This window comes from Streptococcus sp. UMB0029, assembly GCF_002871495.1.
Classification (GTDB): domain Bacteria; phylum Bacillota; class Bacilli; order Lactobacillales; family Streptococcaceae; genus Streptococcus.
This window is the reverse complement of sequence record NZ_PNGD01000003.1, coordinates 147,331-162,366: the sequence shown is the minus strand read 5'-3', so window position 1 is coordinate 162,366 and position 15,036 is coordinate 147,331. Positions and strand designations below refer to the sequence as shown.

Genomic DNA, 15,036 nt, shown 5'->3' with positions numbered 1-15,036 from the left:
GTTGCCCAACTCTTTCCAATCTGCTACTATTTCTCCATCAAAAAGTCATAAATTTCTTGCACCGTACCCAGCGCCATCATTTCTTGGTCTTTGACGGTTTGTTTGAGATTTTGGTAAATCTGACTTTCTCCGATTTCCCGCTTTGATGCCTCTTTGTTGACTGCCATAACACCATCTTTGATTGTCACAAAGCCTAGTTCTTCAAATACTTGAATCATCTTGACCAGCAAGATTTGCTGGATATTAAGATAAGCAGCCAAATCCTTCAACTTATAGCGAATATCAAACTCTGGAAACTGGTAGATAGTCTTGTACAATTTGGCAAACTGCTCTCTAGTCCCATAACCTGTCAGATAATAGGCCTTGTCAATATCATTTTTGAAATATACCGCAGAGAAATTCTGTTCCTGAAAAATAGTCTTCAGCTGAGTAATATCCTCAGGAATGGTTTTTACAACAACTGCGTCACTAGCTACTAAATCTGGTAATTCTCCAGAAAAGTCCAAGACTGGAACTCCTTCTGGCAAAACTGCATTTTTCCCACGAATGTTAAAAAGTTGAACACCCTCCACACGCGCATCCACCATCATCAACTGCAGGGCAGTTTGACCATTCCATTGGTTGACAGACAATTTGACTGCCAACTCTAGATTCTTGGTTTGAGCAAATTCTGTCGCCCATCTGCCTTGACCAAAGGCCACCACTTCAAAACTCGCTTCACCCTTAGAGATTTTCAGCTTGAGGTGGGCATTGCCTGCCCCCATGGTACGAGCACTTTCGACATTGAAATCCCTGATATAAAAGACTGGTTTCTGATTGTCCATTCCAAAGGGAGCTAAACGTTCAAAGTTCTTGACCGTTTCTAGGCTAAGTGTCTCCAAATCCAGTTCTTCATCTAAGTTTAACTTATTTTTACCACTAGCATCTGCGCCTTTTTCACGAACATAGTCTTCCAAGACCTGAGATAAATCTAAAAGTTTCTTAACTTCCAGCGTCATCCCTGCTGCACCTGCATGGCCACCAAAGGCGATAAAAAGATCTCGATGAGGATCCAGAGCCTCAAAAATATCGACCGCTTCCACACTACGAGCACTGCCCTTGGCACGACCATCCTCTATATTAAGAACGATTACTGTCTGCCCTAGTTCTTCCAACAAGCGACCAGCCACGATTCCTAGAACCCCAGGATTCCAGCCTTCCTTGGCCAAGACTTGGACCTTCTTCTCAGGATCCACCATGGTCTTGGCTTCTTCATAGATAGACTGGACGATTTCCTTGCGCTCTTCATTTTTCTGATGAATCATAAGGGCAATCTCATGAGCTTCCTCGTCGTCAAATCCAGTCAGCAAATCAATGGCAGGATTGGGATCATCCAAACGGCCCAAGGCATTCAAACGAGGGGCAATCTGGAAACCAACCGTTTCTTCTGTTACTTCGTTGGTAGCAATCCCAGCCATATCCAGCATTTCTTGTAGGCCAATGCGCTGAGTATGCCCTAGCATTTCCAGACCATATTGAACCAAGATACGGTTTTCATCTGTCAAGCTCACCATATCTGCAATGGTTCCGATAGCGACCAAATCAAGTAATTCCACCTGTACTTCTTCTAAAAGGGCGCAAGCCAGCTTGAATGCCACTCCACAACCAGCCAAATATTTGAAAGGATAGTCTGCATCTGGATGCTCAGGATGGACAATGGCATAAGCATCTGGCAGGGTTTCAGGCATGGAATGGTGGTCGGTCACAATGACATCCACTCCCATAGACTGGGCCAATTCAATGGCTTCGTGACCAGCAACCCCATTATCCACCGTCACAATCAAGGAAATTCCTTCTTGCTCGATAAAGTATTTATAAACACTAGCATTGGGACCATAGCCATCAGTAAAACGATTGGGCAGGTAAACACGGCACTCGGCACCAAGCTGTTCCAAACTTTCCTTCACAATCGAAGCCGAAGTCATGCCATCCGCATCGTAATCACCGTAAACGAGAATATTTTCCCCTTCTTCAATGGCCTGACGAATCCGAGTCACTGCCTTGTCCATATCATGGAGCAGATAAGGATCATGCAAGTCTTCCAAGGAAGGTTCTAAAAACTTCTTCAGGCTTTCTTGGTCCTGAATCCCTCTCTCAAATAATAACCGAGCCACCTCAGGACCCAGTCCAGCCTTCTTGGCTATCTTTGTAAAATCCGCATCTTCAACCTGCGGGGCAAATTGCCATTCATAAGTAGGTGTTATCAAAAAGACATCCACTCTTTCTAAGAATTCTATCGCTTCATTATAACACGATTTAGACGTTTTCTCTATCCAGATTGCTTTTTTATAAAATTTTAGTGAATTTTTTCAGATATGATTTGACAAGACAAATCTTTTGGTGTAGAATCATGTTATAAAATCTAACATAAAGGAGATTCCTTATGGCTTTAGTAGAATTTGAACATGTCGAAAAATATTACGGAGATTACCATGCACTCCGCGACATCAATCTCCGTTTTGAAAAAGGGCAAGTTGTTGTACTCCTAGGTCCTTCTGGTTCTGGTAAGTCCACTCTTATCCGCACCATCAATGGTTTGGAGGCTGTAGACAAAGGAAGTCTTCTAGTAAATGGTCACCAAGTTGCTGGTGCCAGCCAGAAAGATTTGGTGCCGCTTCGTAAGGAAGTCGGCATGGTTTTCCAGCATTTCAACCTCTATCCGCATAAAACAGTGTTAGAAAATGTAACACTTGCGCCCATAAAAGTTCTAGGAATTGATAAAAAAGAAGCTGAAAAAACAGCCCAAAAATATCTGGAATTTGTAAATATGTGGGACAAGAAAGATTCTTATCCAGCTATGCTATCTGGTGGACAAAAACAACGGATTGCCATCGCACGTGGACTCGCTATGCATCCTGAACTACTCCTCTTTGATGAGCCAACATCTGCTCTTGACCCTGAAACTATCGGCGATGTTCTAGCGGTTATGCAAAAATTGGCCCACGATGGTATGAATATGATTATCGTGACTCATGAAATGGGCTTCGCCCGTGAAGTTGCGGATCGCATCATCTTTATGGCTGACGGAGAAGTTTTGGTAGATACGACCGATGTCGATGACTTTTTCGACAATCCAAGCGAACCTCGTGCCCAACAATTCCTTAGTAAAATCATCAACCACGAAAGTGACAAAGTCAAATAAGGAGGCGCCTATGAAAAAGAAATTCTTTTTATCAGCATTATTGATTAGCCTTTTCGGCCTTGCTGCTGCAAAACCAGTTCAGGCTGATACTAGTGTCGCAGATATTCAAAAGAGAGGCGAGTTGGTTGTCGGTGTGAAACAAGACGTTCCCAACTTCGGCTACAAGGATCCCAAGACAGGGACCTATTCTGGTATCGAAACTGACTTGGCCAAGATGGTAGCTGATGAGCTCAAGGTCAAGGTTCGCTATGTGCCTGTCACAGCGCAAACTCGTGGCCCCCTTCTAGACAATGAACAGGTCAATATGGATATCGCGACCTTTACCATCACAGACAAACGCAAAAAACTCTACAACTTTACCAGACCTTACTACACCGACGCATCTGGCTTTTTGGTCAATAAGTCTGCCAAAATCAAAAGCATTGAGGACCTAAACGGAAAAACCATCGGAGTTGCCCAAGGTTCCATTACCCAACGCCTGATTACTGAACTAGGTAAAAAGAAAGGCCTGACCTTTAAATTCGTCGAACTTGGTTCTTATCCAGAATTGATTACTTCCCTTCATGCTCATCGAATTGATGCCTTTTCCGTTGACCGTTCTATCCTATCTGGCTACATCAGTAAGCGGACAGAACTACTAGATGATAGTTTCAAGCCATCTGACTACGGTATCGTTACCAAGAAATCAAATACCGAGCTCAACGACTATCTCGATAACTTGGTTACTAAATGGAGCAAGGATGGCAGTTTGCAAAAACTCTATGACCGTTATAAACTCAAACCATCTAGCCATACTGCAGATTAAGGAGGACACCCCATGACAGATTTATCATCTTGGACAGCCTATTTTCAGGATTTTGGACAATTTTTCAATGGTTTCCTCTTTACTCTTGCCCTAGCGATTGGATCCTTTATCCTCGCCATGGTCTTAGGAATCTTCTTTGGAGCCATGTCAACCAGTAAACGTCCAATTTTACGCATTTTAGCTCGTATCTTTGTAGAATTTTATCAAAACACTCCCCTCTTAGTGCAGTTTGTCATCGTTTTTTATGGCCTACCTCTTATCAGTGACCACTCCATCATGATTCCGATTTATTGGACGGCTGTTCTCTGCGTGGGACTCTATCACGGCGCCTATATCGCCGAGGTAATTCGCTCAGGCATTCAGTCTATTCCTAGCGGTCAGATGGAGGCCGCCTTGTCGCAAGGTTTTACCTATATCAGCGCCATGCGCTTGATTATCTTGCCTCAGGCCTTCCGTATTATTCTCCCTCCTTTGACCAACCAAATTGTTAATCTCATCAAAAACACCTCTACAGTCGCCATTATCTCTGGAGTAGACTTGATGTTTGTGACCAAGTCTTGGTCGGCACTTAACGGAAACTACATTCCAGCCTTTTTAGGCGCGGCCCTTCTCTACTTTTCGCTATGCTTCCCTGTTGCCCAGTTTGGTCGCAAGATGGAGAAAGCCAACAAAAAAGCCTATTCACTTTAGGAGGTTACTATGGAATCCATTTTAGAAGTTTTAACCCCAGATAACCTAGTCTTTATCTTTAAAGGATTTGGCTTGACCCTCTACATTTCTCTGATTGCTATCGTCCTCTCTACCCTTATCGGTACGGTGTTAGCCGTCATGAGAAATGGCAAAAATCCTATCTTGTGCATTATCTCCAGCATTTACATCGAGTTTGTGCGTAACGTTCCCAACCTCCTCTGGATTTTTACCATCTTTTTAGTGTTCAAGATGAAATCCACTCCAGCAGGAATCACTGCCTTTACTCTCTTTACCTCAGCAGCCCTAGCTGAGATTATCCGTGGTGGCCTCAATGCTGTGGACAAGGGACAGTACGAAGCAGGAATGTCGCAAGGATTTACCTCAACCCAAATCCTCTACCACATCATTCTTCCACAAGCTATCCGTAAAATGCTACCAGCCATCATTTCTCAGTTTGTAACCGTGATTAAGGATACCAGTCTTCTCTACTCTGTTATCGCCCTACAAGAACTCTTTGGAGCCAGCCAAATTCTCATGGGCCGTTATTTCGAACCAGAGCAGGTCTTCAGTCTGTATATCCTAATCGCCCTCATCTACTTCAGCTTTAACCTAGCAATTTCTAGCCTGTCTCATATGCTAGCAAAACGTTGGCAACAAGCTGCAGAATAATACTCTTCGAAAATCTCTTCAAACCACGTCAGCTTCCATCTGCAACCTCAAAACAGTGTTTTGAGCAGCCTGCGTCTAGCTTCCTAGTTTGCTCTTTGATTTTCATTGAGTATAAACAGCCACTCTCCAGTTCAATTGGAGAGTTTTTTTATGATAGTAAATATTTATAGACCTCAATTTGACACCATACTTTTTCTATGATAAAATGTAACAAATTTATTTACAACAAATCAAATCTAAATGAAATGGAATTTTCTATGAAATCACTCAAAGGACTACTCTTTATCATAGCTAGTTTTATCTTGACTATTTTGACTTGGATGAACACTTCTCCCCAATTCATGATTCCAGGACTAGCTTTAACAAGCCTATCTCTGACTTTTATCCTAGCCACTCGTCTCCCCCTACTAGAAAACTGGTTTCACGGTTTGGAGAAGGTCTATACTGTCCACAAATTCACAGCCTTTCTCTCCATTATCCTACTCATCTTTCATAACTTTAGTATGGGCGGTTTGTGGGGCTCTCGCTTAGCCGCTCAGTTTGGCAATCTTGCTCTCTATATCTTTGTCAGTATCATCCTTGTCGCCTATTTAGGCAAATACATCCAATACGAAGCTTGGCGCTGGATTCACCGCCTGGTTTACCTAGCTTATATTTTTGGACTCTTTCATGTCTACATGATCATGGGCAATCGCCTCCTCACATTTAATCTCCTAAGTTTTCTTGTTGGTAGCTATGCCCTTTTAGGCTTGCTAGCTGGTTTTTATATCATTTTTCTATATCAAAAGATTGGCTTCCCCTATATAGGGAAAATCACCAATCTAAAACGCTTGAATCACGATACTAGAGAAATTCAAATCCATCTTGGCAGACCTTTCAACTATCAATCAGGCCAATTTGCCTTTCTAAAGATTTTCCAAGAAGGCTTTGAAAGTGCTCCGCATCCCTTTTCCATCTCAGGAGGTCACGACCAAACTCTTTACTTTACTGTCAAAAATTCAGGCGACCATACCAAGAATATCTATGACAATCTTCAAGTCGGTAGCAAAGTAACCCTAGACAGAGCTTACGGACACATGATCATAGAAGAAGGACGAGAAAATCAGGTTTGGATTTCTGGAGGTATTGGGATTACCCCCTTCATCTCTTACATCCGTGAACATCCTATTTTAGATAAACAGGTTCGCTTCTACTATAGCTTCCGTGGAGAGGAAAATGCACTCTATCTAGATTTGCTCCGTGACTATGCTCAGAAAAATCCTAATTTTGAACTCCATCTAGTAGACAGTAGGAAAGACGGCTATCTTAATTTTGAACAAAAAGAGGTACCCGAACAGGCAACCGTCTATATGTGTGGTCCTCTTTCTATGATGAAGTCACTTGCCAAACAGATTAAGAAACAAAATCCAAAAGCAGAGCTTATTTATGAAGGATTCAAGTTCAAATAATTACTCATACTCTCCTGGAATGTCCCAGGAGTTTTTTCTACTCAACCGCAAAAAACACTGCCAGATTTCTAGCAGTGTTTTGAGTTTCATTTATCTTAGTAAACTGTTCTTTCAGTTTCTACATCGAAGAAGTGGGCTTTGTTCAAGTCAAATCCAAGTTCAACTGTTGCACCTGTTTGCAAGTAGTCACGAGCATCAACTTTAGCAACAAATTCGTCTTTACCAACTTGGCAGTAAAGGTGAGATTCTGAACCAAGCAATTCTGATACAGAGATAGTAGCTTTTACAACTGATTCTGGGAATGTTTCAAGGAATGCTTCCTCTGCATTCACGTCTTCTGGACGGATACCGAAGATCAATTCTTTACCTTCATAGCCTTTTTCACGAAGAACTTTCAAAGCACCTTCTGGAACTTTCAAGCGGAAACCGTCTGAAACAATTTCGCTACCAACCAATTTCACGTTGATGAAGTTCATTGCTGGGCTTCCGATAAATCCTGCAACGAATTTGTTAACTGGGTTTTTGTAAACTTCTTGAGGAGAACCGATTTGTTCTACACGTCCAATAGTACCTGTACCAGCAGGGTTCTTAGTTGCTGACATGATAACGATACGGTCTGCAAGTGTCATCGCTTCTGTTTGGTCGTGAGTTACATAGATAGTTGTAGCTCCGATACGACGGTGGATTTTAGCGATTTCAGCACGCATTGATACACGAAGTTTAGCATCCAAGTTTGACAAAGGTTCGTCCATCAAGAATACTTTTGCATCACGGACAATGGCACGACCCATGGCAACACGTTGACGTTGACCACCTGAAAGGTCAGCAGGTTTACGTTCCAAGAATTCTTTCAATCCAAGGATTTCAGCTGCTTCTTGCACACGTTTGTCAATGTCTTCTTTACTGTATTTACGCAATTTCAAACCGAAAGCCATGTTGTCATAAACAGTCATGTGTGGGTAAAGAGCGTAGTTTTGGAATACCATAGCGATGTCACGGTCTTTTGGAGCCACATCGTTGACAACCACGCCATCGATAGATGCAGTACCTTCTGTGATGTCTTCAAGACCTGCAATCATACGGAGAGTAGTTGATTTACCACATCCTGAAGGTCCTACGAAAACGATGAACTCTTTGTCTTTAATGTTCAAGTTGAAATCTTCAACTGAATAGTGTTCGCTGTTTGGATATTTTTTGTAAATATTTTTAAGATTTAATTCTACCATGAGGTGAACTCCTTTTGTCTTTTGATAGTTTTATTATAAATGAAAACGCTTTACTTTTCTATGGCAAGGTGACCAAAAAAACAAAAAAGTTCTGTGCAACTTGCACAAAACTTTAGAGAATATCTGGTAAAATCAATTGATAACACAAGGTCAGGTCGGTCAATTCCTTCAACTGCAGGCCTGTCAATTCTTCCCATTTATCAATCTTGTATTGGAGAGAATTGCGGTGCAGATAGAGTTGCTGGGCTGTTTTAGTGAGAACAGCACTATTTTCCCAAAGAGAGAGAATGATTTCCTGAATCTGGTCTTGATCCAAAATCATCTGGTGCAGGCAGTCCTTGATTGTCTTCAAGTCCACAAGTCTTTCCCCCATACTCCAAAGATAGAGTTGTGAAAAGGTATGAACACCTTGGTTACCCTGACGCCACCAAGTCTTAAACAAATCCCGCTCTGCTTTGATCAAGTCTGATAGGGCTTGATGTCCAGCCTGAGACCAAACCTGGCCTAACATGATAGACAGACGCAATCCAAAGTCATACTCAACCGCTTCAATCGTATCACTTAAAATAGCTCGTACAGAGGTGTACTTATCTTGTTGCAACACGAAAACATAATCCTGTGCTCCGACTTGAAGCACTGTCTGACAGTTGGGAAAAAGAGTCCGCATCATATCTAGCCAAGAAGCTAGATTTTCCTGCTGAAAATAGGAAAGATGGCAATAAACCAACTGAATCTTTTTAAAAGTTTTCGGTGCCTGTCCCTTGCCCTCAATCAGATAAGAATACCAAGGATTGAGCGAACGAGCCTGCTCTTGCTGAGTCAAAAGAGCAACCAACTGCTTTTCACGCTCGCTAAGTCCAGCTTCCTCCAGCAAAATCCACTGCTGAGAAGCTAAAGGGAGGGTGAGATATCCATCTTTCTCTACTGGTTGATCTGAAATCTGCGCCTCAGGAAACCAGTCTTGTAGTTCTTTTGCCATCATGTCCTAGCCCTCCACTTTTTGGATGCACCACGAAATCAAGCTCTCAAGACGTTCCAGATTTTCAGTCATATGGAGATAGCCCATCACAGCCTCAAAACCTGTGGACATGCGATAAGTCACCACATCGGCATTTTTAGCCTTTGTGTGGCTATTGGTATTGCGGCCACGTTTATAGATTTCTTCTTCTTTTTCCGTCAGGACTTGCTCCTCCAACATGAGGGAAATTAGGCGAGCCTGAGCCTTGGCTGACACATACTTGGTCGCCTCTTGGTGGAGTTTATTGGGCTTGGTCATACCTTTGAGGATGAGGTGACGGCGAATATACATAGAATATACCGCATCCCCCTCAAAGGCTAGCGCAATCCCGTTAATGAGATTGACATCAATCACGTGTCCACCTCACTCCATCCTTGGTGTCAAGAAGCTTAATCCCTTGAGCAGCCAATTGGTCACGGATCTGGTCCGCTGTCGCAAAGTCACGATTGGCACGCGCTTCTTGGCGTTTTTGGATCAAGTCTTCAATCTCTGCATCCAAAACTTCCTCAATAAAGACAATTCCAAAAACCTCTAACATAGCCTCAAGAGCTTTCTTAACACTTGCATCATAGTTACTTGAGTTAATCCATTTGGCCATTTCAAAAACTACTGTGATACCGTTGGCAGAGTTGAAATCTTCATCCATTGCAGCCACAAACTTATCTTTAAAGGCTTGCAATTCTTGAGTATCTACAGTTCCTGTAAATGGTTGCTCATAAGTATTCTTCAGATACTTGAGATTGATCTCTGCATCACGTACTGCCTTTTCTGTAAAGTTGATAGGCTTACGGTAGTGCTGAGTGGCAAAGAAGAATCGAAGCACTTGACCATCGATAGTATTTAAGGCATCATGGACGGTGATAAAGTTGCCCAAGGACTTAGACATCTTGACATTATCGATGTTGACAAAGCCATTATGCATCCAGTAGTTAGCGAAAGTCTTACCTGTTTTTGCCTCTGACTGGGCAATTTCGTTGGTATGGTGAGGAAACTCAAGGTCAGCACCACCACCGTGGATATCAATGGTATCTCCTAAAATCTCTGTCGACATGACTGAACACTCGATATGCCAGCCAGGACGACCAGGTCCCCAAGGACTGTCCCAATAAATCTCGTCTGGTTTAGCAGCTTTCCATAGTGCAAAGTCTACAGGATTTTCCTTGCGAGCTGTTTCTTCATCAGTACGACCTGATGCACCTAGCTCCAAATCTTCCAAGGTTTTATTGGCCAACTTGGCATAGTTGTGGGATTTTTCCACACGGAAGTAAACATCCCCTTGACTCTCATAGGCAAAGCCTTTTTCAATCAAGTCTTCCACAAAACGAATGATATCAGCCATAAACTCCACCACACGAGGATGGCGAGTCGCAGGTTTGACACCCAAGGCCGTCACATCCTCACGAAAGGCAGCGATGTACTTATCCGCAACCTCCTGAGGCGTGATTCCTTCTTCCTTGGCACGGTTGATAATCTTATCATCCACATCCGTAAAATTAGAAATATAGGCAACCTCATACCCACGGTATTCAAAATAACGTCGAATGGTATCAAAGGCCACCGTTGAACGGGCATTCCCCACGTGGATATAGTTATATACCGTAGGCCCACAGACATACATCTTTACCTTACCATCCTCAATTGGGACAAATTCTCGCAAATCACGAGACATGGTGTCATAGATTTTAATCATAAAATAATAGTCAGGAAAGCTAAAATCTAAGAACAGTTAGTTTCATCACTAAGAGTTCAATTCAATTTCAGTCCGAATCTCTCTAGACTTCGGAATCCCTTGCTCCTTTCTCATTCAGATAAACCACCTGGGTCTGTTTGACAAAGCCGATTTTTTCATACAAGCGCTTAGCACCTACGTTGCTGTCTTTTACTGCAATCTGAAATTCCTTATCATTTTGCTCAATCAGTTGGTTGACTAGAGATTTTGCTAAATAGCTTCCATAGCCTTTTCCACGTTCAGGTTCCGATATTGCCAAACCATAGAAGTAATTCGTATTAGTCGATAAATCTACCGTGCAAGTTCCAATAACCTGACTGTTTTTTAATAAAATATATAGGTAACTTTCTGGATCCTTCAGAGCTTCAGCGACATATCTATCCACAACTTCTCTAGATTCATGTTCCTCTGAGAATGCCTGAAATTTTAACTGACTAATTTGCTCCTGATACGAACTATCTGCTAACAAAACTTCAAGATTAGAAACCTTTGCTAACGGATAAGATTTTCTATCCTTACCTAACCAAGTTTCTGTCTCTTCATCCTCGACCAATCCCCAGTTACTGACAAAATCAGGATGACGTTCTAGAAAAATACGTTCTGTCTGAAAAGTGACTGAACGAATAGGGAAAGAAGCCGTTTCTTTTTCAAAACTCGTAAACAGAGCACGCGCAATTCCCTGACGGCGATGAGCTGGATGAACCAGTATCGTCACTTCTACATCTTGATCATCAGCATAGACAGTTAAGAGACCAACAAGTTCGCCTTTTTCATAATAAAGGAAAAAGGCGGGCATGTTTGGGTCAAAATTAAGCATGTTAGAGAGATAGGGATCACGATAGGTACCGTCATAGTTTTGGCAACAGTTAATTAGTTTTTTCGCCTCAGATAGCTCCTCTTGGCTTAACTTGTTTCTTGCTTGAATCATATAGCTATCCTCTACAACCCAGACGATCTGTGACTGGCTTCTTTAGCCTGCTCGAGTTTATTGACATAATACTCTCGTTTTTCTTCAACTTCGTGAATGACTGGTTCATCCTTCTTACCATGAACACGGACAATCTTAGCAGGAATACCGACAACCGTCACATCACTAGGTACGTCTGCCACAACAACTGCTGCTGCACCGACCTTGGCATTTTCACCGATTTCCACAGGTCCAATGACTTGAGCATGAGCGGATATTAAAGCTCCTTTTCGAACGGTCGGATGTCGTTTGCCAACATCCTTACCCGTCCCACCAAGGGTTACTCCATGATAAAGGAGAACACCTTTTTCAACAATCGCCGTCTCACCAATCACTAAGCCAGAACCGTGGTCGATAAAGACACCTGAATCAATCTGGGCTCCTGGATGAATCTCTATCTGGGTCCAAAAGCGCCAAAACTGACTGTGCATACGAGCTAAGAGTTTGAAGCCATGCTTCCAGAGAAAATGCGAGAGACGGTGGGCCGCCAAAGCCTTGACACCTGGATAAGTCAGCAAAACCTCCAAAGTGGTGCGGGCCGCTGGATCATTTTCTTTCACGATATCAATGGTTTCGCGCCACCATCCCATACATTTCTCCTTTTCTTATTCTGAATTTTTTGGTGTTTCTGTAAATTCTTTTTTAGGTTTGTGATCCTTGTGATGACGTGGGCGATGAGGACGCTCTGATTTTTCACCTTTTTCATCACGTTCAGGTTTTGGAGGACGAGGAAGAAGGGCTTTCATAGAAGCATCCACACGTCCTTTTTCATCAATCTTGATAACTTTAACATCAACTTCGTCTCCGATGGCTACCAAGTCTTCGACATTATTGGTACGCGTCCAAGCCATCTCAGAGATATGAACAAGGGCATCTGTCTTATCAAAGAGGTTAACAAAGGCACCAAATTTCTCGATACGAACGACTTTAGCACGGTAAACTTCATCCACTTTGGCTTCACGGACCAAACCAGCAATAATTTCTTTAGCACGGTTAATAGCATCTTGGTCGCTAGAGTAGATAGACACATTTCCTTCTTCATCGATATCAATCTTAACGCCTGTTTCAGCGATAATCTTGTCAATGGTTTCTCCACCCTTACCGATGACAATCTTGATCTTGTCCACATCGATTTTGATGGTATCAATTTTCGGAGCAGTTGGAGCCAATTCTGGACGAACTTCTGGAATGGTTGCTTCAATCACATCAAGGATTTCAAAACGAGCTTTCTTGGCTTGGGCAAGAGCCTCAGTCAAGATTTCTGCAGTAATCCCTTGAATCTTGATATCCATTTGAAGGGCTGTAATCCCGTCACGAGTTCCTGCAACCTTGAAGTCCATGTCTCCAAAGTGGTCTTCCAAACCTTGAATATCTGTCAATACTGTATAGTTATTTCCATCTGAGATAAGTCCCATGGCAATACCAGCTACTGGCGCCTTGATTGGCACACCACCAGCCATAAGGGCAAGAGTTCCCGCACAGATAGAGGCTTGAGAAGAAGAACCGTTTGATTCCAAGACCTCTGCTACCAAGCGGATCGCATATGGGAATTCTTCCAAACTTGGCAAGACTTGAGCAAGGGCACGCTCACCGAGAGCACCGTGACCAATTTCACGACGACCTGGTGCACCATAACGACCTGTTTCCCCTACAGAGTATTGAGGGAAGTTATAGTGGTGCATAAAGCGTTTCTTGTACTCTGGGTCCAAACCATCAATGATTTGAGTTTCTCCCATCGGAGCCAAGGTCAAAACTGAAAGTGCCTGAGTTTGTCCGCGAGTGAAGAGACCTGAACCGTGCACACGAGGAAGGAAGTCAACAACCGCATCCAAAGGACGGATTTCATCGACCTTACGACCATCAGGACGAACCTTGTCTTCTGTAATCAAACGGCGCACTTCAGCGTGTTCCATTTGTTCCAAGATTTCAGCCACATCACGCATGATACGGTCGAATTCTTCATGTTCCGCATATTTTTCTTCGTAAACAGCAGTTACTTGGTCTTTGACTGCTTGAGTTGCAGCTTCACGAGCCAATTTTTCTTCTACTTGAACCGCTTTTTGGAGATCACTGTTGTAGGCTGCGATGATTTCAGCCTGCAAGTCAGCATCTACATGAAGCAATTCCACTTCTGCTTTTTCCTTACCTACTGCCGCAACGATTTCTTCTTGGAAGGCAATCAATTCTTTGACTGCTTCATGCCCTTTGAGAAGAGCTTCCAACATGATTTCTTCTGACAATTCTTTGGCACCAGACTCAACCATGTTAATAGCGTGTTTAGTACCAGCTACTGTCAATTCAAGAAGAGATTGCTCTGCCTGTTCTTGACTTGGGTTGATGATGATTTGGCCATCGACATAGCCCACCTGTACCCCAGCGATTGGTCCGTCAAACGGAATATCTGAAATAGAAAGCGCCAAGGATGAACCAAACATAGCTGCCATCGGTGCAGAAGCATTTTCATCATAAGAAAGCACTGTATTGATGACTTGTACTTCATTACGGAAACCTTCCGCAAACATAGGGCGGATTGGACGGTCAATCAAACGCGCTGTCAAAGTCGCATCTGTTGAAGGACGTCCTTCACGCTTCATAAAGCCACCAGGAAACTTCCCAGCCGCATACATTTTTTCTTCGTAGTTGACTTGGAGAGGGAAGAAATCCCCAGTTGCCATTTTCTTAGACATCACGGCCGCAGTCAAGACTGTTGACTCACCGTAACGCACGACAACAGAGCCGTTTGCTTGCTTGGCAACCTGACCAGTCTCTACAATTAACTCACGACCCGCAAAAGTCGTTTGAAACACTTGTTTTGTCATTTTAATCCCCTTTGGATTGATAATATTATACGTCTTGCCTACAAAGATCAAGATACTAAGCCGTTAAGCAACTCAAAGGAAAATAGGAAATCGGACGACGGAGCGACTGCTCCTAGGCAGATTGATCTTTTTCCACAGAGTTGTAGGCGAGTTCAATTACTCAAGATACCAAGGACGTCAAAAGCAAAGTAAAAATAGGAAACTGACGAAGTCTTCGATGAAGACAAGACAGTTTATCTTTTTACACAGCTTTTCGGCCGGGTTCAATTGATCAAGATATTTTGGACGGTTCGGCTTGCCGAACATTTCTGTAGAAAAATAGGAAGGTGACACCGCACTCGATGAGTGCTAGTAAGCTTATCTTTTTTCCTAAGAAATGAGGCCAAAATTCAATTAAGTATCTTTACTATTTTACTCTCAAAAATCCCGTCTTAGATAATAATATTGTTATCATCTAAGATACCACGATAGCGTGAAATATCTT

General features: G+C 42.8%; 13 protein-coding genes. 5 read left to right on the top strand and 8 right to left on the bottom strand.

All coding sequences use genetic code 11. The features are described from left to right. Positions 1-26: 26 nt before the first annotated feature. Positions 27-2,246: a single-stranded-DNA-specific exonuclease RecJ gene (recJ, locus tag CJ239_RS02825; RefSeq protein WP_180958194.1), complete on the bottom strand. Its 2,220-nt coding sequence runs from the start codon at positions 2,244-2,246 to the stop codon at positions 27-29. A 176-nt stretch (positions 2,247-2,422) separates the two neighbouring features. Between recJ and CJ239_RS02820 the strand changes: the two genes are divergently transcribed. From CJ239_RS02820 to CJ239_RS02800, 5 genes are all read left to right on the top strand, one after another. Then, positions 2,423-3,181: an amino acid ABC transporter ATP-binding protein gene (locus CJ239_RS02820; protein ID WP_001229568.1), complete on the top strand. Its 759-nt coding sequence runs from the start codon at positions 2,423-2,425 to the stop codon at positions 3,179-3,181. 10 nt (positions 3,182-3,191) lie between these two features. Next, complete coding sequence (locus CJ239_RS02815) at positions 3,192-3,986, top strand: transporter substrate-binding domain-containing protein (RefSeq protein WP_102210471.1); 795 nt, start codon at positions 3,192-3,194, stop codon at positions 3,984-3,986. 12 nt (positions 3,987-3,998) lie between these two features. Then, positions 3,999-4,676: an amino acid ABC transporter permease gene (locus tag CJ239_RS02810; RefSeq protein ID WP_102210470.1), complete on the top strand. Its 678-nt coding sequence runs from the start codon at positions 3,999-4,001 to the stop codon at positions 4,674-4,676. Positions 4,677-4,685: 9 nt separating this feature from the next. After that, positions 4,686-5,345, top strand: a complete 660-nt coding sequence (locus tag CJ239_RS02805; RefSeq protein WP_102210469.1) for an amino acid ABC transporter permease — start codon at positions 4,686-4,688, stop codon at positions 5,343-5,345. A gap of 257 nt (positions 5,346-5,602) precedes the next feature. Beyond that, entirely contained in the window at positions 5,603-6,793 is a 1,191-nt protein-coding gene (locus CJ239_RS02800) for a ferric reductase-like transmembrane domain-containing protein (protein WP_180958193.1), read from the top strand. 95 nt (positions 6,794-6,888) lie between these two features. Here CJ239_RS02800 and CJ239_RS02795 read toward each other — a convergent pair whose 3' ends face one another. The 7 genes from CJ239_RS02795 to pnp form a co-directional block, all read right to left on the bottom strand. After that, positions 6,889-8,019 carry an ABC transporter ATP-binding protein gene (locus CJ239_RS02795; protein WP_042901384.1) on the bottom strand — a complete coding sequence of 377 codons (1,131 nt, stop codon included), beginning with the start codon at positions 8,017-8,019 and terminating at the stop codon, positions 6,889-6,891. A gap of 112 nt (positions 8,020-8,131) precedes the next feature. Continuing rightward, complete coding sequence (locus CJ239_RS02790; protein WP_102210467.1) at positions 8,132-9,001, bottom strand: helix-turn-helix domain-containing protein; 870 nt, start codon at positions 8,999-9,001, stop codon at positions 8,132-8,134. A gap of 3 nt (positions 9,002-9,004) precedes the next feature. Then, on the bottom strand, positions 9,005-9,391 hold the full coding sequence (locus tag CJ239_RS02785; RefSeq protein WP_000567927.1) for a Mini-ribonuclease 3: 387 nt from the start codon (positions 9,389-9,391) through the stop codon (positions 9,005-9,007). Continuing rightward, a complete protein-coding gene (gene cysS / locus CJ239_RS02780; protein ID WP_102210466.1) occupies positions 9,384-10,727 on the bottom strand; it encodes a cysteine--tRNA ligase in 1,344 nt (447 codons plus the stop codon). The genes CJ239_RS02785 and cysS overlap by 8 nt, the downstream gene beginning before the upstream one ends. Before the next feature lie 82 nt (positions 10,728-10,809). Continuing rightward, complete coding sequence (locus CJ239_RS02770; RefSeq protein WP_102210465.1) at positions 10,810-11,694, bottom strand: GNAT family N-acetyltransferase; 885 nt, start codon at positions 11,692-11,694, stop codon at positions 10,810-10,812. A gap of 11 nt (positions 11,695-11,705) precedes the next feature. Then, positions 11,706-12,323: a serine O-acetyltransferase gene (gene cysE, locus CJ239_RS02765; RefSeq protein ID WP_000539979.1), complete on the bottom strand. Its 618-nt coding sequence runs from the start codon at positions 12,321-12,323 to the stop codon at positions 11,706-11,708. Positions 12,324-12,338: 15 nt separating this feature from the next. Further along, positions 12,339-14,552 carry a polyribonucleotide nucleotidyltransferase gene (pnp, locus tag CJ239_RS02760; protein WP_102210464.1) on the bottom strand — a complete coding sequence of 738 codons (2,214 nt, stop codon included), beginning with the start codon at positions 14,550-14,552 and terminating at the stop codon, positions 12,339-12,341. Positions 14,553-15,036: the final 484 nt, after the last annotated feature.

Excerpts from the sequence above, each read along its gene's own strand:
- CJ239_RS02805 (WP_102210469.1), top strand. The coding sequence starts at position 4,686 with ATGGAATCCATTTTAGAAGTTTTAACCCCAGATAACCTAGTCTTTATC.
- cysS (WP_102210466.1), bottom strand. The coding sequence starts at position 10,727 with ATGATTAAAATCTATGACACCATGTCTCGTGATTTGCGAGAATTTGTC.
- CJ239_RS02790 (WP_102210467.1), bottom strand. The coding sequence starts at position 9,001 with ATGATGGCAAAAGAACTACAAGACTGGTTTCCTGAGGCGCAGATTTCA.
- cysE (WP_000539979.1), bottom strand. The coding sequence starts at position 12,323 with ATGGGATGGTGGCGCGAAACCATTGATATCGTGAAAGAAAATGATCCA.
- CJ239_RS02800 (WP_180958193.1), top strand. The coding sequence starts at position 5,603 with ATGAAATCACTCAAAGGACTACTCTTTATCATAGCTAGTTTTATCTTG.
- CJ239_RS02795 (WP_042901384.1), bottom strand. The coding sequence starts at position 8,019 with ATGGTAGAATTAAATCTTAAAAATATTTACAAAAAATATCCAAACAGC.
- CJ239_RS02820 (WP_001229568.1), top strand. The coding sequence starts at position 2,423 with ATGGCTTTAGTAGAATTTGAACATGTCGAAAAATATTACGGAGATTAC.
- CJ239_RS02810 (WP_102210470.1), top strand. The coding sequence starts at position 3,999 with ATGACAGATTTATCATCTTGGACAGCCTATTTTCAGGATTTTGGACAA.
- CJ239_RS02815 (WP_102210471.1), top strand. The coding sequence starts at position 3,192 with ATGAAAAAGAAATTCTTTTTATCAGCATTATTGATTAGCCTTTTCGGC.
- CJ239_RS02770 (WP_102210465.1), bottom strand. The coding sequence starts at position 11,694 with ATGATTCAAGCAAGAAACAAGTTAAGCCAAGAGGAGCTATCTGAGGCG.
- pnp (WP_102210464.1), bottom strand. The coding sequence starts at position 14,552 with ATGACAAAACAAGTGTTTCAAACGACTTTTGCGGGTCGTGAGTTAATT.